General features: G+C 42.0%; 15 protein-coding genes. 10 read left to right on the top strand and 5 right to left on the bottom strand.

Annotated features, from left to right (window positions below):
- Positions 1-32: 32 nt before the first annotated feature.
- The gene (gene asnS, locus NI389_RS01260) at positions 33-1,430 is read right to left on the bottom strand and encodes an asparagine--tRNA ligase (protein WP_308361231.1); all 1,398 of its coding nucleotides are present in this window, start codon (positions 1,428-1,430) and stop codon (positions 33-35) included.
- A 281-nt stretch (positions 1,431-1,711) separates the two neighbouring features.
- Here asnS and NI389_RS01255 point away from each other — a divergent pair, with 281 nt between their 5' ends.
- Positions 1,712-2,146, top strand: a complete 435-nt coding sequence (locus NI389_RS01255) for an AAA family ATPase (RefSeq protein WP_308361230.1) — start codon at positions 1,712-1,714, stop codon at positions 2,144-2,146.
- Between the two features lie 28 nt (positions 2,147-2,174).
- On the opposite strand, the gene bioA is transcribed toward NI389_RS01255, so the two are convergent.
- Complete coding sequence (gene bioA / locus NI389_RS01250; protein ID WP_308361229.1) at positions 2,175-3,464, bottom strand: adenosylmethionine--8-amino-7-oxononanoate transaminase; 1,290 nt, start codon at positions 3,462-3,464, stop codon at positions 2,175-2,177.
- 109 nt (positions 3,465-3,573) lie between these two features.
- Between bioA and bioB the strand changes: the two genes are divergently transcribed.
- From bioB to bioD, 4 genes are read left to right on the top strand one after another with little or no spacing between them, the layout of a single operon-like run.
- Positions 3,574-4,614, top strand: coding sequence for a biotin synthase BioB (gene bioB / locus NI389_RS01245; protein WP_308361228.1), 1,041 nt, complete (start codon positions 3,574-3,576; stop codon positions 4,612-4,614).
- A gap of 1 nt (position 4,615) precedes the next feature.
- A complete protein-coding gene (locus tag NI389_RS01240) occupies positions 4,616-5,758 on the top strand; it encodes an aminotransferase class I/II-fold pyridoxal phosphate-dependent enzyme (protein WP_308361227.1) in 1,143 nt (380 codons plus the stop codon).
- Positions 5,755-6,513 (top strand): methyltransferase domain-containing protein, encoded by a 759-nt coding sequence (locus NI389_RS01235; protein ID WP_308361226.1) that lies wholly within the window; start codon positions 5,755-5,757, stop codon positions 6,511-6,513. The genes NI389_RS01240 and NI389_RS01235 overlap by 4 nt, the downstream gene beginning before the upstream one ends.
- 7 nt (positions 6,514-6,520) lie before the next feature.
- A complete protein-coding gene (gene bioD / locus NI389_RS01230) occupies positions 6,521-7,198 on the top strand; it encodes a dethiobiotin synthase (protein WP_308361225.1) in 678 nt (225 codons plus the stop codon).
- On the opposite strand, the gene NI389_RS01225 is transcribed toward bioD, so the two are convergent.
- Positions 7,188-7,397 (bottom strand): hypothetical protein, encoded by a 210-nt coding sequence (locus NI389_RS01225; protein WP_308361224.1) that lies wholly within the window; start codon positions 7,395-7,397, stop codon positions 7,188-7,190. The genes bioD and NI389_RS01225 overlap by 11 nt on opposite strands.
- A gap of 54 nt (positions 7,398-7,451) precedes the next feature.
- Between NI389_RS01225 and NI389_RS01220 the strand changes: the two genes are divergently transcribed.
- Positions 7,452-7,940, top strand: a complete 489-nt coding sequence (locus NI389_RS01220) for a GNAT family N-acetyltransferase (RefSeq protein WP_308361223.1) — start codon at positions 7,452-7,454, stop codon at positions 7,938-7,940.
- A gap of 10 nt (positions 7,941-7,950) precedes the next feature.
- Here NI389_RS01220 and NI389_RS01215 read toward each other — a convergent pair whose 3' ends face one another.
- Positions 7,951-8,472: a TetR/AcrR family transcriptional regulator gene (locus tag NI389_RS01215; protein WP_308361222.1), complete on the bottom strand. Its 522-nt coding sequence runs from the start codon at positions 8,470-8,472 to the stop codon at positions 7,951-7,953.
- Between the two features lie 253 nt (positions 8,473-8,725).
- On the opposite strand from NI389_RS01215, the gene purE reads away from it, so the two are divergent.
- The 3 genes from purE (at position 8,726) to NI389_RS01200 (ending at position 13,107) form a co-directional block, all read left to right on the top strand.
- Positions 8,726-9,208, top strand: a complete 483-nt coding sequence (gene purE / locus NI389_RS01210; protein ID WP_308361221.1) for a 5-(carboxyamino)imidazole ribonucleotide mutase — start codon at positions 8,726-8,728, stop codon at positions 9,206-9,208.
- Between the two features lies 1 nt (position 9,209).
- Positions 9,210-10,358 (top strand): 5-(carboxyamino)imidazole ribonucleotide synthase, encoded by a 1,149-nt coding sequence (locus NI389_RS01205; protein ID WP_308361220.1) that lies wholly within the window; start codon positions 9,210-9,212, stop codon positions 10,356-10,358.
- Positions 10,359-10,623: 265 nt separating this feature from the next.
- Positions 10,624-13,107, top strand: coding sequence for a S9 family peptidase (locus NI389_RS01200; RefSeq protein WP_308361219.1), 2,484 nt, complete (start codon positions 10,624-10,626; stop codon positions 13,105-13,107).
- 39 nt (positions 13,108-13,146) lie between these two features.
- On the opposite strand, the gene rrtA is transcribed toward NI389_RS01200, so the two are convergent.
- The gene (rrtA, locus tag NI389_RS01195) at positions 13,147-13,728 is read right to left on the bottom strand and encodes a rhombosortase (RefSeq protein WP_308361218.1); all 582 of its coding nucleotides are present in this window, start codon (positions 13,726-13,728) and stop codon (positions 13,147-13,149) included.
- Between the two features lie 80 nt (positions 13,729-13,808).
- Between rrtA and ggt the strand changes: the two genes are divergently transcribed.
- On the top strand, positions 13,809-15,560 hold the full coding sequence (gene ggt, locus NI389_RS01190; protein WP_308361217.1) for a gamma-glutamyltransferase: 1,752 nt from the start codon (positions 13,809-13,811) through the stop codon (positions 15,558-15,560).
- The last annotated feature ends 128 nt before the right edge of the window (positions 15,561-15,688 follow it).

The raw sequence follows: 15,688 nt of genomic DNA, 5'->3' as shown, positions 1-15,688 counted from the left end.
CTGCTGGGTTTTTTTATCCAAAGTGAAAACGCTTAGAACGTTGCACTTCCTTTAGTACGAGGGAAGGCGATAACATCGCGAACGTTGCCCATACCTGTTACATAAGCAACCAAACGCTCAAAACCAAGACCAAAACCTGAATGTGGTACTGTACCGTAACGGCGAAGGTCACGATACCACCAGTAATCTTCTTTGTTGAGGCCCATTTCGTCTAAACGAGCGTCAAGCACATCCAAACGTTCTTCACGTTGTGAACCACCTATGATTTCACCAATACCTGGTGCCACCACGTCCATTGCAGCAACCGTTTTGCCATCTTCATTTTGGCGCATGTAGAACGCTTTAATATCGCGAGGGTAATTTTTAATAACTACAGGCGCTTCAAAATGGACTTCAGCCAAATATCTTTCGTGTTCAGATTGAAGATCAACACCCCATTCAACAGGGAATTCAAATTGCTTACCACAATTTTGAAGAATCGTAATGGCATCAGTGTAGTCAACTTGCGCAAAATCTTTATCGATGAAAGACTCAAGACGAGTTACCGCTGTTGGCTCAATACGCTCTGCAAAGAAAGCCATATCATCAGGACGTTCTGTAAGCACTGCTTTAAACACATATTTAAGCATGTCTTCTGCAAGTTTTGCGATATCATTTAGGTCTGCAAACGCAACCTCTGGCTCAACCATCCAGAATTCTGCTAGGTGACGCGAAGTATTTGAGTTTTCTGCACGGAATGTGGGACCAAAAGTGTAGATTTTTGACATCGCGCTTGCGTACGTTTCACCGTTTAGCTGACCTGACACCGTTAGGAAAGCTTCTTTGCCAAAGAAATCCTCACTGTAATCTACATCACCTTTTTCTGTGCGTGGTAGGTTGTTCATGTCTAATGTAGAAACACGAAACATTTCACCAGCGCCTTCACAGTCGCTTGCGGTTACGATAGGCGTGCTAATCCAAACATATCCACGCTCGTGATAGAAACGGTGAATAGCTTGTGCAAGACAGTTACGTACGCGAGTAACGGCACCAATAACGTTCGTACGAGGGCGTAGGTGAGCGTGTTCACGTAAATATTCAATCGAATGACGCTTAGCTGCCATTGGGTATGTGTCTGGATTTTCAACCCAGCCTAACACTTCAACCGATTCTGCTTGGATTTCGAATGATTGACCAGCACCTTCAGACGCGACAAGTTTACCGGTGACTGAAACAGAGCAGCTCGCTGTTAAACGAGTTATTTCTTCATAATTATTGAGTGAATTTGGCACTACAGCTTGAATAGGATCAAAACAAGAACCGTCATGAACGGCTAAAAAAGAAATACCTGCTTTTGAATCGCGTCGTGTACGGATCCAGCCCTTAACTGTGACTTGGCTGTCAACCGCAACGGTGCCCTTTAATAGCTCCGTTATCGCTATGTGACTCATTTTCACTCCAATGATTTTAGTTACCAATAAATATTCTATACGTGCATCATAAATGTTGATGCGAGTGTCGTATCTTACAATCGAAATACAAATAAAAAAACCAGCTTTTTCGTTTCAATGTAAAATTGTTGGAAACAAACGCACGATCTAGAGACTGAGTAGAAATTACATTTCATTTTAGGCGATTTGTTGAACAATTTGACGCTGTGTGAATAGGTTATCTCGTATTTTTATGGCAAACTATAGACTGTGGTTTAAATTCAAAACGATATATAAAAAGAATGAAGCAAGCTTTTATACTCCGAGGACTACCAGGATCGGGTAAGTCACATTATGCCTTCTCGCTCGCCGAAGAATTAGTTGGTGGGGATGAAACACGTTATGTGATTTGTTCTACGGACGATTATTTTTTGCAGTCAGACGGGTCCTATCAATTTGATAAAACGAAACTATCTGAGTTTCATAATTTAAACTTAGCGCGATTCATCAACTCGCTAGCGGAAGGGATTGAGCTGGTCATTGTCGATAACACGAACATTCGACGTTGGGAATATGTCGCCTACAGCGCAGCTGCGCATGCAATGGGGTATCAAGTTAAAGAAGTTGTAGTAGGTGAAGTAAAAGATAAGTCTTTACAGCATCTTTACCAAAAGCGAAATATCCACCATGTCGCACTAAGAACCATCAGTAACATGGCACGTCAGTTTGAGTGGTAGTCCACTCAAACTGTCAGTGAGTTATGCACTAAAATTCATCTTGATAGATAGCATCAAAAACTGCATTACAAAGTCGAGTTATATCTTCTGATGGTGAAGTATATGGCGGCATTAAATAGATTAGTTTGCCAAACGGACGGATCCAGACACCTTTTTCGATAAAGAAACGCTGTATTTTGGCTACATCAACACTTCTATTAAGTTCTACAACGCCAATAGCACCTAATATTCTAACGTCAACAACGGAAGATAACGTTTCACAGGATTTTAGTGCTTTAAGTGACGATTCAACGCGAGTGACATTGTCAGCCCAATTCGATTCAAACAGCAAATCTATACTGGCGCTCGCAACCTTACAAGCTAAAGGGTTGCCCATAAAAGTAGGTCCATGCATAAGCACACCCGCTTCACCAGAACTTATCCCATTTGCAATTTTATCCGTCGTCAAAGTAGCTGATAAGGTCATCATGCCACCAGTCAGAGCTTTACCGATACACAGAATGTCTGGCTCTATATTTGCGTGTTCGTAGGCAAATAATTTTCCTGTGCGGCCGAAGCCTGTTGCGATTTCATCCAAAATGAGAAGGACATCGTATTTGTCGCATAGCAGTCTCAACGATTTAAGGTAGCTTGGATGGTAGAAATTCATTCCTCCCGCGTTTTGTACAATGGGTTCAATGATAAATGCACAAACCTCGTTATGGTGATTTTTAAACGCATCTTCAAGTTGCTCAAGTTCTAGTTCGTCGAAATTGGAATAAAAAGCGGACTTTGGGGCTTCAACGAATATGTGTTCAGGCAAGAAACCTTTATACATGCTGTGCATCGAATTAATCGGATCACAAACACTCATCGCGGCGAACGTGTCGCCATGATAGCCTTTTTTTGCGGTCATGAGTTTTGACTTGGTCGTAATACCTTGGCTCAGCCAATATTGCATCGCCATTTTTATTGATACTTCGACACTTACAGAACCACTGTCGGCTAGAAAAACTTTACTTAAGCGAGGCGCAGTTATATTAACTAGTCTTTTACAGAGCTCAACGGCGGGCTCATGCGTGATGCCTCCAAACATAATGTGACTCATAGTTTGCGCTTGCTCGACGATAGCATTTACGAGTTCGGGGTGACTATAACCGTGAATTGCGCTCCACCATGAGGCCATCCCATCAATGAGCGTTTTGCCATTTTCGAGGATAATTTTATTCTCGTAAGTCCGTGCAACTGGATACACAGGGAGTGGATTAATCATCGATGTATAAGGATGCCAGATATGATTTTTATCAAAATCCAAATCAATAGTGTTTAATTTATTCAATGGTAAACCTTTGGTGGCTGGTCAGCGTTGACAACAAACATTCGTGCAGTAGACTAAGCAAAAACCACAGTCCCGGCAAGGGATAGAAGACAATAAAGAAGAGATAGTTATGAGTTTGGGAACTGTACGTCACGATTGGACTTATGAAGAAGTCAAAGCGCTATTTGAAATGCCATTTAACGACCTGCTATTTAAAGCGGCGTCAATTCACCGTGAAACATTTAACCCGAATGAAGTTCAAATCTCAACGCTCCTGTCCATTAAAACCGGTGCTTGTCCTGAAGATTGTAAATACTGTCCGCAGTCAGGTCATTACAAAACAGAGTTAGAGCGTGAACGATTAATGGAAGTAGAGAAGGTAGTAGAACAAGCTCGACTAGCGAAAACTAAAGGCGCGACACGTTTTTGTATGGGTGCAGCTTGGTCAGATCCGAAAGACAGAGACATGCCGTACATCGAAAAAATGGTAAAAGAAGTCAAAGCGCTTGGCCTAGAAACGTGTATGACGCTTGGCATGCTGTCTGAAGACAAAGCAAATACCTTAGCGACGGCTGGTTTGGATTATTACAACCACAATCTCGATACCTCACCCGAGTACTATCAACAAATCATCACAACACGTACTTATCAGGACCGTTTAGACACGCTTGATCATGTTCGTGGTGCAGGCATGAAAGTGTGTTCAGGTGGCATCGTGGGTATGGGTGAGCAAGCAGCAGATCGTTTTGGCTTATTACTTAATTTAGCAAACTTACCTAAGCAACCAGAAAGTGTGCCAATCAACATGCTAGTGAAAGTAAAAGGTACGCCACTTGAAAACGTAGACGATTTAGATCATTTTGAATTTATCCGCACTATCGCAGTAGCGCGTATCATGATGCCTAAAAGTTATGTGCGTTTGTCTGCAGGCCGCACTCAAATGAACGAACAAATGCAATCCATGTGTTTCTTCGCGGGGGCAAATAGCATTTTTTACGGTGATAAGTTGCTGACAACTGAAAACCCTGAAGCAGATGCAGACATGTTATTACTTAAGAAGCTCGGTATGCGTCCGGAAACTCGAGAAGACTATTCTGACGAAGCCTATGAAGCCTCGCTGAGTTCAGCTATCGCGGATAAACAGACCTCTGAGTTGTTTTACGAAGCCTAATATGAGCCATTTCGCTTTTGTAGAACAAGCAGTAATTGCGCGCGAACTCGAAAATTTGAGAAGAGCGCGCACGTGCATCGAGTCGTCGGATGGTCGCCAGATCACCGTCGATGGTAGACGCTATTTGAATTTTGCAAGCAATGATTACCTCGGAATTGGTTCTGTAACGGATGTTTCGAATTTAAGGCAAAATCGGATAGGCGCGAGTGCGTCGGCGTTAGTGACGGGGTATACGCAAGAACATTACGCGCTCGAAGCTCTTTTATGCGATACATTAGGTTACGAAGCCGCGTTGCTCTGCAATTCAGGTTTTAGTGCTAACGTAGGTGTGATAAAAGCATTATTTAATGACCCGAAAGTCAGCACTAACAGCACTGTATTTCAAGATAAATTGAACCACGCGAGTTTGCTTGACGGTAGCTTAGATTCGAATGCAAAGCTGGAACGCTTTAACCATAATGACGTAAACCATCTTAGAAGTCGGCTCGAAAAATCAAAATCCGAAAACAAGCTTATTGTAACCGAAGGCATTTTTTCAATGGATGGTGACTGTGCCCAGCTCGATGCGATAGCGGACCTTGCCAAAAAGCACAATGCGTGGCTAATGGTTGATGATGCTCACGCGTTTGGCGTTTTGGGCAAACATGGCTTAGGGTCTGTCGAAACGATAAGACCAAACATACTGATCATCACGTTTGGTAAAGCTGTCGGTGGTCAAGGCGCTTGTATTTTAGGTTCGCAATCCTTTATCGATTATCTTCTTCAATTTAATCGCGAATACATCTATTCAACAGCGATGTCGCCGATTTTAGCGGCATTGAATTTAAAGCAAGTAGAACGAGTGCTAAATGCATCGGCGCAACGCGAAAAACTTCAGTCGAACATTGAGTACTTTACTCGTTGTGCAACTGAACTGGCATTACCTCTGCTGAGTTCTAAATCGCCGATTCAACCGATAGTGTTGGGCGATGCTGAAGCAACCGTTTGCGCACAGAAAAAGCTAAGAGAAAAGGGGATTTGGCTTACTGCAATTCGCCCACCTACAGTTCCGTTTAATACCGCAAGACTGAGAATTACGATTACCTCAGAACATACGCGAGAGGATATCGATACGTTACTCATGGAGCTTAAACAGATCGTATGAACGCTATCAACAAGTCCATGACTGCAAAAAAATTTTCTAAAGCCGCTGCATTTTATGAAGAGCATGCGAAAGTGCAAGCAAAGAGCGCGCAGATTCTATTCGAATGGATAGGCTCCGAAAAACGGCGTTGTGCATTAGACTTAGGTTGCGGACCAGGGTTACATTATTCGACATTAAGTGCTGTTTCAAACCTAGTCGTACAATTAGACCTCAGCGAATCAATGTTAGCGTCGAGTGAGGGGATTCATAAAGTTTGTGCTGATATGGATGCTCTGCCTTTTCAACAAAACGTATTCGACTTAGTATTTAGCAATTTTGCGATGCAGTGGAGCCAAGATTTGAACGCGTTATTAACAAATTTAGCATCCGTCCTTAAGCCGCGTGGTGAAGCTTATCTGAGTGTTGTTCTAGAAGGCTCGCTAAGCGAAGTAAAACAAGCCTATCTCGATTCAAACTTAAAAAGTAACGTTAATAAATTCACTCATATTGAGACTCTCAAGCGCTACATAAAATCTTCGTCACTTAAACTGCAAACGATAGAGCAGGTTTCCCTAAAAGACGTCTTTATGACACCAAAAGAAGCATTGCAATCGATCAAGAAGATTGGTGCTAATCACACATTAGTGCCTAAGCAAGCTTGTGTTGGTCTAGGTGGCAAATCCAAAATCTTATCTATTTTGTCTAATTACCCATGCAAAAACGGGATTTATGAAGTGACTTACGAAGTGGCATTATTAAAGTTAACTAAGGGGTAACAAGGAAATGCAATCATTCTTCATTACAGGAACAGACACTGAAGTAGGCAAAACACACGTAACGTCGCTGCTGCTAAAATATCTTGCGCATAAACAAAGGTTAGGCTTCGGGTTTAAACCAATCGCCGCTGGAGCAGAAATCGCGTTTGGACAGCCCGTTAACACGGATGCTTTACTATTGATGGAGTCGTCTACGACGCATGCAAAGTATGAACAAGTCAACCCTTTTTGCTTTATGAGTCCTGTTGCGCCACATATAGCTGCAGCGAGAGAAGGCAGATCGCTTTCAGTATTAGAATTGACAACGAAGTATCAAGAGATTACTTCTCTTGGGCAAGAATACACGTTAGTTGAAGGCGCTGGCGGGTGGATGATCCCGTTGAACGATACTGAATATTATTCTGATTGGGTTAGCCTGCAACAGTTACCAGTGATTTTGGTGGTTGGAATGAAACTGGGTTGTTTGAACCATGCGTTGTTAACGTTAAGAGTCATTGAACAAGCGGGATGTCAATGCGTAGGATGGGTCGCCAATCAAGTCGACCCTGAAATGCTCGAATATGAGCAAAATTTAGAAACGTTAAAAAGTCATCTGCACGTTCCGCTTCTAGCTGAATCACCGTATACCGAAGAGAAGCCTAAATTAAAAGTACAGCCAGCGCTTCATTCAGTGTTTAATCTGTAAGTTCGCCTCGCTGCCATTTTTCAAAATTTGGCAGCAACTCTTGTAAAATTTTTATTGCTGGAATTGTGTATCGAATACCGTTGAACATTACCGACGTATTTTCTTTTTCAGATGTTATACCGGTCAGTGTCCAACCTTCACCACGTTCTTTGCAATATACTTTTGTTGTTGGCGGGATCACGTTAAACTCTGTAGACATCTTATTTTTCCAATCTGAAAACGATAGTCTCGGATTATAACAAACAACAATAAAATGGAAATTATTACAGAACATTTGACGTTACGACCCATCAAGTACAAAGATGTTACATATCTACATAAGATACTCTCTCAACATTCGACGCAACGATTTAACGATTATGAGAAGGGGATAACGAGCACAGAACTTAGAGCTTGGATACAGTGGGATATCGAACAGTACCTACAGAAAAAAGGCGTTCGTTTAGCGATTATTAAAGATAATGAACAATTAATAGGCTCTATAGGCATTCAATTCGCTTCGAGATTTGATGCTTTCTTAGTTTCATTTGAGCTAGATGAGAACTATCGTGGTTATCACTATATGCAAGAAGCGTTAAGCGCGTTGCAAATGTATAGCAAAGGGATAGAGTGGTTACGTTCTAAAAATTGGAAAGCCAAAATCCACGTTGACAATATTGCTGCAATAAACACCGTTACAAACTGCGGATTCCATACTTATCTTCGTCGCTTGAATAATTGCTACTTAATCTATTCGTTTTGAACACATCATACTAACCGATATGTTGAAGTTTCGTACTCAGCAATCTCAACGTGTTACCAACATCGTCATGTTTATCAACTTCACTGAAAACAAACGTCATCACGTAAAGATCGATTAATAGCGGAACTTTCGATTTTAAAAATGGCTGGCCTTGATGTATTTCGTGTTCAAGTAATGATAGATGGCAAGATTCGGATCGACCTGAAAGGATAAGTTCACTAAAGTATGTTTTCGAGAGCGTTCTATGTGCGATATAAAACGGATATAAGAACGATGCAAAATGCCGCAAAGATAAACGAGGGGAGTGTTGTTTGTTCGTTTGTTTAGCTTCAAGAATTAGTGCGCACGCTTGTTTATCAAAAGCCTCCTTTAAAAGAGCACCCTTATTCGGATAATGTGTAAATACCGTACCGTTAGCAACGTGTGATTGCGTTGCTATCTGCCTTGTGGTCGTATCACAAAAGCCTTGATTATGAAAAAGATGCCATGCAGCGTCTAGGATGCGTTCTTTAGTCTTTAGTCGCTTATCCATTTAGTTATCTCTCTGTTATATCGCCATTTTCCTAAATAACTGAGCGTGCTCATTAAATAAATTGAGCGCGCTCAGTTAATAAAATATGGTGTACAAACAAAAATATTTCCAATTTTGACGCCCAAAATCGTAGAACTATGACGTGTTGCAACTTCGCAACAAGGGAAGAGTTGGGTATAATGCAGCTACCCCAATGCGTGCAAGAAACGCATCAATTTATCGTATCGTTACAAGTAAAAGTGAGGAATTTCCTATGACCGTTGGCATTATCATGGGTTCGAAGTCAGATTGGCCTACAATGCAACATGCAGCAGAAATGTTAGATAATTTTGGTATTGCTTACGAAACAAAAGTTGTATCAGCACACCGCACACCTCACTTATTAGCAGAATATGCATCCAATGCTGCTGAGCGCGGAATTAAAGTAATCATTGCAGGCGCTGGTGGCGCTGCGCATTTACCGGGCATGGCTGCGGCATTTACAAGCCTGCCAGTGTTAGGTGTTCCCGTAAAATCTAAAACACTTAACGGTGTCGATTCTCTTTTATCTATCTGTCAGATGCCAAAAGGCGTTGCAGTGGGTACATTGGCCATAGGAGATGCGGGTGCGGCGAACGCAGGTTTACTTGCGGCACAAATTTTAGGATGTCAAAATCCGGAAATTTTCGAAAAAATTGAAGCATTTAGAAAAGCACAAACTGAATCTGTTCTAGCCAACCCTAATCCAGCTGAATAATATGAATATTTTAGTACTTGGAGCGGGTCAATTAGCTCGCATGATGAGTCTCGCAGGGACTCCACTTGATTTAGTAACATTGGCTTATGATTCTTCTTCAGGTAACGTTATCGATCCTGTCAGTTTTAAGCAATATGACATGTCACTGCAAGACGCAATTATCTGGGCAGATAGCATTACCGCAGAATTCGAACACATTCCATTAGACGTCCTTGCGCTTTGCCAAGCATCAAAGAAGTTTTATCCAGGCGCAGAAGCGATTGCGACAGGCGGGGATCGAGCGAAAGAAAAAGCGCTTTTAGACGAAGCTAATGTACCTAGTGCCCCTCACTGTTTGATCACAGAGCGTACGCATTTTGATCAAGCAATTACAAGCTTGGGTTATCCACTCGTTTTAAAAACGTGCCAAGCGGGCTACGATGGCAAAGGTCAGTGGCGTGTAAAAGAAGACTCTAACGTTGAACAAATTTGGTCAGAGATGAGCGAATTTTTATCTCGGGGAAATGCTCAACAACCGCATGCGATATTAGCAGAACAGATGATTAAGTTTGACAGAGAAGTCAGTATTATCGGCGCTCGAGGTAAAAACGGCGAAGTTAAGATTTACCCCTTAACTGAAAATCAGCATACCAATGGTGTGTTAACGTTATCTGTTGCGGGTAAAGAAAAGCCCGATATTCAGTCACAGGCGGAAGAGGCATTTACCAAAATAGCCAATGCGCTCGACTATGTTGGAGTACTCGCCGTGGAATTCTTCGATGTTGAAGGTGATTTACTGGTAAATGAAATCGCACCTCGCGTTCATAATTCCGGTCACTGGAGTCAACAAGGCGCGCATACGAGTCAATTTGAAAATCACATGCGAGCTATCGCGGGTTTACCATTAGGATCGACAACTCTTCTTCGTCCAACAGCAATGATTAATGTGCTTGGCGAAAAAGAAATTCCAAAAGAAGTGCTTGCCGTGAGCGATGTAACCAGTCACTGGTATGGTAAATCTTCAAAACCGGGTAGAAAGATGGGTCATATAAATGTCTCAGGAAATACACTGCATGATCTCGGTGAGAAGTTAGCTGAACTCGCTGAAATATTGCCAGAGGAAAGATACCCTGGTGTGCTAGACACCGCAAAGTCACTCATTTTAAATTAAAAAATTGAGTCCTGAGAGGGACTCAAATTTTTTTAATCTTTTTTATCTTTAATTTGAACTTTCCATGAAATCACTAGTCTTAACTTATGAGACTTGGATGAGTCTCAATCATATTCGTTGTCCGTCAACGACTATGTGAGCGCAGAGAGTATTTGGCCAGTGTTTTACTGGCCTTTTTTTTGCGTTTATTCGTCCCATTGTTGCTTCAGGTTTTTAATAACTTTCGCTAAAGTTACAGCAATTATAAAAAACCAAAGAAAAAACTATGTTGAAGCAATCTTTTCTCGCCGTCGCAATATCTACGTTGATGCTGACGGGTTGTCAATCTACCTCAAAATCCACAATATCAACTAACATCGAAACAACAACGCCCGCAAGCATTGTGCAAACACCGTTAGATTTTGGTGGTGAAAATATTACGCTTGAGCAAGCAATGGCCGACCCAGATTGGCTTGGTCGACAGCCCGAAGCAGCGATTTGGGGAGCGGATTCAAACTCAATCGTGTTCAAACAAAAACGAGAAGGCTCTGTCGTTCGTGATTTGTACAAGGTAACACTCAGCGACAACACGGTTTCTTCGATTCCTTTGTCTAAACTTCATACAGTGGTTAATCGAGACGCAATTTTGTCACCAGACGGGCAATTTCAGGTTTATACCTTTGAAGGTAATATCTTTACAAAAAACGGTATTACCGCTGAGGTTAAACAACTAACGTTTGGCAGTGAGAATGTAAGAATCGACCAGTTTCTCACAAATGGTTTGCTTGCTTACTCTAAAGGTACTTCTCTTTTTACCATAGATGTAAACACAGGTATTTCGAAAGAGTTAGTAAATTTGCACTTGGTCGATGCACCAAAAGGCGTTCAAGAGCCTCAAACATTGCTTGCGAAAAACCAATTGCGTTTGATTAAGTACATCCAAGTACAACATAAAAACGCCAAAGACAGGGAAGCGTATAAAAAGGAGGTTGAAGCGCAAAATGACTTCCAATTCAAAAACGATTTTTATCTGGGCAAAGGCAAAGAGCTTGTTGCAGTAAGTTTAAGTCCATCCGGTAAAGCGCTCGTCGTTGCGTTTAGAGAGAAAAAACCAGCGCGTAGCGAGCACGATATAATGCCGCATTACGTAAACAGCGATGGAAACATTCACCCTAAAGCAGTTCGTCAGCGCGTTGCTGAAAGTACGCCTCAAAATACTGATTTTATGTTTATCGACCTTGAAACAGGCGTGCAAGAGTCGATTGACTTATCTTCAATACCAGGATTTGACGAAGACGTTTTAGCCGCGGTTAAAGCAGAAAATGCTAAAGCAAAAGGTGAAATATACGAATCTAAAAAAGCGCCAAGGGCTATCAACTTAATTGAGGATTGGGTGTGGCGTGATGATGTAATTAAGTGGAGCCCTGACGGTTCTATAGTTGCCATGATGCTAGAGGCTTGGGACAATAAAGATCGTTGGTTAGTGACTTTAAATACGGATGGTAAGTCTGTCACTACGCAACACCGTTTGCATGATGATGCTTGGGTAAACTACAACTTTAATCAATTTGGCTGGTTGCACAATTCCAATACACTGTATTACCTTTCAGAGGAAACAGGATACAGTCAGCTTTACCTAAAACCAGTTAACGGCAAAGCTAAGCATCTCACCGATGGCAAATTTGAAGTTTCTGATCTCACCGTCACAAAAGACGACCAATATATTTATTTTAAATCGAACCAAAAACACCCTGGCATTTACGAAGTTTATCGTGTAAATACCGTTACGGGCGATGTAACTCAGCTCACCGACTTAAATGGTATGACTGACTATAAATTAAGTCCGGATGAGCAGAATTTACTGTTGACACACTCAACCGTAATGCTACCTAACGAGCTTTATGTAACCTCTACAAAAGGTAGCGATAAAGTAACGAGACTTACCTATACGGTATCGGATGATTTTCTAAATAAGAAACTGATTGCACCTAAGATTGTCGCGGTAAAGTCTAGCCATACGGATGCTCCAATCTATGCCAAAGTATACTACCCGGCAGATTACAAAGAAGGCGAATCAGGGAAAACGCGAAAAGCAGTTATTTTTAACCATGGCGCGGGTTACTTGCAAAACAGCCATTTTGGTTGGTCCGGCTATTTTAGAGAATTTATGTTCCATAGCTTGCTTGCCCAAGAAGGTTACGTCGTTATGGATATGGATTATCGAGCATCTAAAGGGTATGGACGAGATTGGCGAACCGCAATTTACCGTCAAATGGGGACTCCTGAAATCCAGGATTTAGCAGATGGCGTGAAATGGATGGCTGAAAACGCCAACGTAAATGTAAACTCAGTGGGCACCTACGGCGGTAGCTACGGTGGATTTATGACGTTCATGGCGTTATTTACACAACCAGACCTTTTCCAAGCAGGGGCAGCATTACGCCCTGTTGCGGACTGGAACTATTACAACCATGGCTACACATCAAATATTTTGAATTTGCCGGATGTTGATCCGATTGCTTACGAGCGTAGCTCACCAATTTTCCACGCTGAAGGATTGAAAAAACCACTCCTAATCAATGCTCCTATGGTTGATGACAATGTGTTCTTCCAAGGTGTGGTGCGTTTAGTACAGCGATTAATTGAATTAGAAAAAACAGACTTTGAAACAGCGATTTTCCCTGTTGAACCGCATGGGTTCGTTCAACCGTCGAGTTGGTTAGACGAATACCGCCGTATTCATAAATTATTTGAAGAAAACCTAAAGTAAACTCAGTTTAAACTGATGAGTCTTGTAAGAAGCCGGCTGTTAAGTCGGCTTCTTTCTTAAATCAATCAACAAAAAGAGGACGAATCCGGCTATTGCACCGAATAAATGGGCGTCGGTAGCAACACTTGATTCAATAAGCGATGCTATCGAGTCACTAGCCCCATGAATTTGTTCCCACGAAAGTTTGCCGATGACACCAATTAATAATAACCAACCATCTTTTCGCCCTAACTTAATATCGTATAAAGTTCCCCAAATAATCACACCGTGTAAAACACCACTTAAGCCAGTGTAATAGTGTATGGAAGGAGAGAGCTGGTAGATAGCAGTACCCGTGGCAATAGACAGCATAACAATATTGAGTAAGTAACGCTGAGCGTTCGTATATTCGCCATGTAATGACCAAATAAACACCACACCAAGGGCATTTAATAATAAATGTGCCAAATTGGAATGCGTAAACTGGCTTGAAAATAGTTGCCAGTATTGGCCTGACTCAATCGCTGTTCGATCAAATTCAAATACGCCGTTTAGCGGTGTGAAAAAGATGACGGCTAAAACCGCGAGTAAGATACCCGGGCCTAAAAGGTGTTGGCGTTCAACAGGGAGATTATAAATCATAATTTTAGCGCAATTTTTTTGCGTATTTTGCACGTTTCCCAGTAAGATGCCAAATATGTAGACGTCAATTCGAACTTAATATGAAGTTATTACCTCTTTCGCTTATCTTATCTAGTCTAAGTTTATCGGCGTTCGCGGACGTATCAACGCCAATAGAAACTCGAGAACCGGAAGCCGCAACAGGCTTTGCCATTCAAACTGAGGCAACAAGCAACGATTATATGGTTGTTGCGGCCAATCCTCATGCAAGTCGTGCAGGTCAATGGGTACTGAGTCAAGGTGGTAGTGCAATTGATGCAGCGATAGCGACACAACTCGTGCTAACGCTAGTTGAACCGCAATCGTCGGGTATCGGTGGCGGAGCATTTATTCTTTACTACGATAAATCATCTAAAAAGATGATGTCTATCGACGGGCGTGAAACCGCACCACATGACGCCGGGCCAGATTTGTTTCTTGACGAAACAGGCAAGCCTGCGCGATGGATTGATGCTGTTGTTGGCGGTCGTTCAGTCGGTGTACCCGGCGTCTTAAAAGCTTTTGCAGAAGCACATAAAAGATATGGCAAATTACCGTGGGCAACGCTCTTTAAACCAGCCATCCATTTAGCCGAAGCTGGATTTTTGGTCTCACCTCGACTCCATAGTTTGCTAGCAAAACGTCTAAATCCAGGTGCATACGAGCTTGAACCATCAAAAAGCTATTTCTATCCACATGGTGAACCACTAGCCACAGGTACGCTACGAACCAACCCAGAATTGGCAAATTTGTATAAAAAAATTGCCCAAGAAGGCGTATCAGCCTTCTATGAAGGAGAAAATGCTGAAAAACTCGTTAAAGCAGTGCGAGAATCGACGGTTTCACCTGGCAAATTATCTCTCCAAGATCTAAAAGATTATACGCCGAAATGGCGTGAACCAATTTGTGTCGAATATAAATTGTATAACGTGTGTTCAATGGCACCACCGAGCAGTGGCGGCATTGCTGTATTACAAATGCTTAAATTGCTTGAAAATAAGCACATGGAAAATTACGCGCCAAACGACGTAATGGCACTTCATTATTTTACTCAAGCGTCTAGACTGGCGTTTGCGGATAGAGATTTTTATGTTGCAGATCCCGATTTTGTTGAAGTACCAACCGCTGAATTGCTGCAATCGCCTTATTTGAAAGAACGCGCATCGTTAATTCAAGACAAAGACGTAAAAGACTACCCGGTTGGTATACCAGTCCAAGGTTTAGCAAGAGCTAAGGACGATGCGTATGAATTGCCTTCAACGTCTCACATGTCAATCATCGATAAAGACGGAAATGCGCTGTCGATGACAACATCCATTGAAATGGCCTTTGGTTCTACCGTTATGGTGAACGGTTATCTTTTAAACAATCAACTTACTGATTTTGCATTGAGTCCTGAAATAAATGGTAAACCCGTAGCAAACCGAGTAGAAGCGGGGAAGCGCCCGCGAAGTTCAATGTCGCCGGTCATGGTTTTTAATAAGGATGGTTCCTTAAAATTATTAGTCGGTTCACCGGGTGGAAGTCGAATAATTAACTACGTAGCACAAACACTGATAGCGGTACTTGATTGGAAGATGACGCCACAACAAGCGATTAATCTACCGAGAATTACAAATCGTAACAAGTACACGACTCTTGAACGAGGCACTTCGCTTGAGAATTACGTTGAACAATTCGAGAAATTAGGGCATGAAGTTAAGATATTAGATTTAAATTCCGGTCTACACGCCATCGAAGTCACTAAAAATGGCTATTTAGGTGGAGCAGACCCTCGCCGTGAGGGCGTTGCACTTGGAGAAAGCAGCCTATAACCATAGGTTTCGATTAAGCTTTCATGTACAATAGTCAGACCATTCTAACTCATAAATGGTCTGACTAGCCGAGTTTACATTGCTTTTTATTTCACTTCGGCAATAATCACCTTTTAGCATTAAAAAAT

Origin of the sequence: Pseudoalteromonas xiamenensis (assembly GCF_030994125.1) — a bacterium.
In the GTDB taxonomy this organism is placed as follows: Bacteria; Pseudomonadota; Gammaproteobacteria; order Enterobacterales; family Alteromonadaceae; genus Pseudoalteromonas; species Pseudoalteromonas xiamenensis_B.
Note: the sequence above shows the minus strand (reverse complement) of the source record. Positions and strands in the feature narration are given on the sequence as shown.

Bases quoted from the DNA above. Each gene is read 5' to 3' on its own strand.
- NI389_RS01220 (WP_308361223.1), top strand. From the start codon at position 7,452: ATGGAAATTATTACAGAACATTTGACGTTACGACCCATCAAGTACAAA.
- asnS (WP_308361231.1), bottom strand. From the start codon at position 1,430: ATGAGTCACATAGCGATAACGGAGCTATTAAAGGGCACCGTTGCGGTT.
- NI389_RS01205 (WP_308361220.1), top strand. From the start codon at position 9,210: ATGAATATTTTAGTACTTGGAGCGGGTCAATTAGCTCGCATGATGAGT.
- NI389_RS01200 (WP_308361219.1), top strand. From the start codon at position 10,624: ATGTTGAAGCAATCTTTTCTCGCCGTCGCAATATCTACGTTGATGCTG.
- NI389_RS01240 (WP_308361227.1), top strand. From the start codon at position 4,616: ATGAGCCATTTCGCTTTTGTAGAACAAGCAGTAATTGCGCGCGAACTC.
- NI389_RS01255 (WP_308361230.1), top strand. From the start codon at position 1,712: ATGAAGCAAGCTTTTATACTCCGAGGACTACCAGGATCGGGTAAGTCA.
- NI389_RS01215 (WP_308361222.1), bottom strand. From the start codon at position 8,472: ATGGATAAGCGACTAAAGACTAAAGAACGCATCCTAGACGCTGCATGG.
- ggt (WP_308361217.1), top strand. From the start codon at position 13,809: ATGAAGTTATTACCTCTTTCGCTTATCTTATCTAGTCTAAGTTTATCG.
- purE (WP_308361221.1), top strand. From the start codon at position 8,726: ATGACCGTTGGCATTATCATGGGTTCGAAGTCAGATTGGCCTACAATG.
- NI389_RS01235 (WP_308361226.1), top strand. From the start codon at position 5,755: ATGAACGCTATCAACAAGTCCATGACTGCAAAAAAATTTTCTAAAGCC.
- bioD (WP_308361225.1), top strand. From the start codon at position 6,521: ATGCAATCATTCTTCATTACAGGAACAGACACTGAAGTAGGCAAAACA.
- NI389_RS01225 (WP_308361224.1), bottom strand. From the start codon at position 7,397: ATGTCTACAGAGTTTAACGTGATCCCGCCAACAACAAAAGTATATTGC.
- bioB (WP_308361228.1), top strand. From the start codon at position 3,574: ATGAGTTTGGGAACTGTACGTCACGATTGGACTTATGAAGAAGTCAAA.
- rrtA (WP_308361218.1), bottom strand. From the start codon at position 13,728: ATGATTTATAATCTCCCTGTTGAACGCCAACACCTTTTAGGCCCGGGT.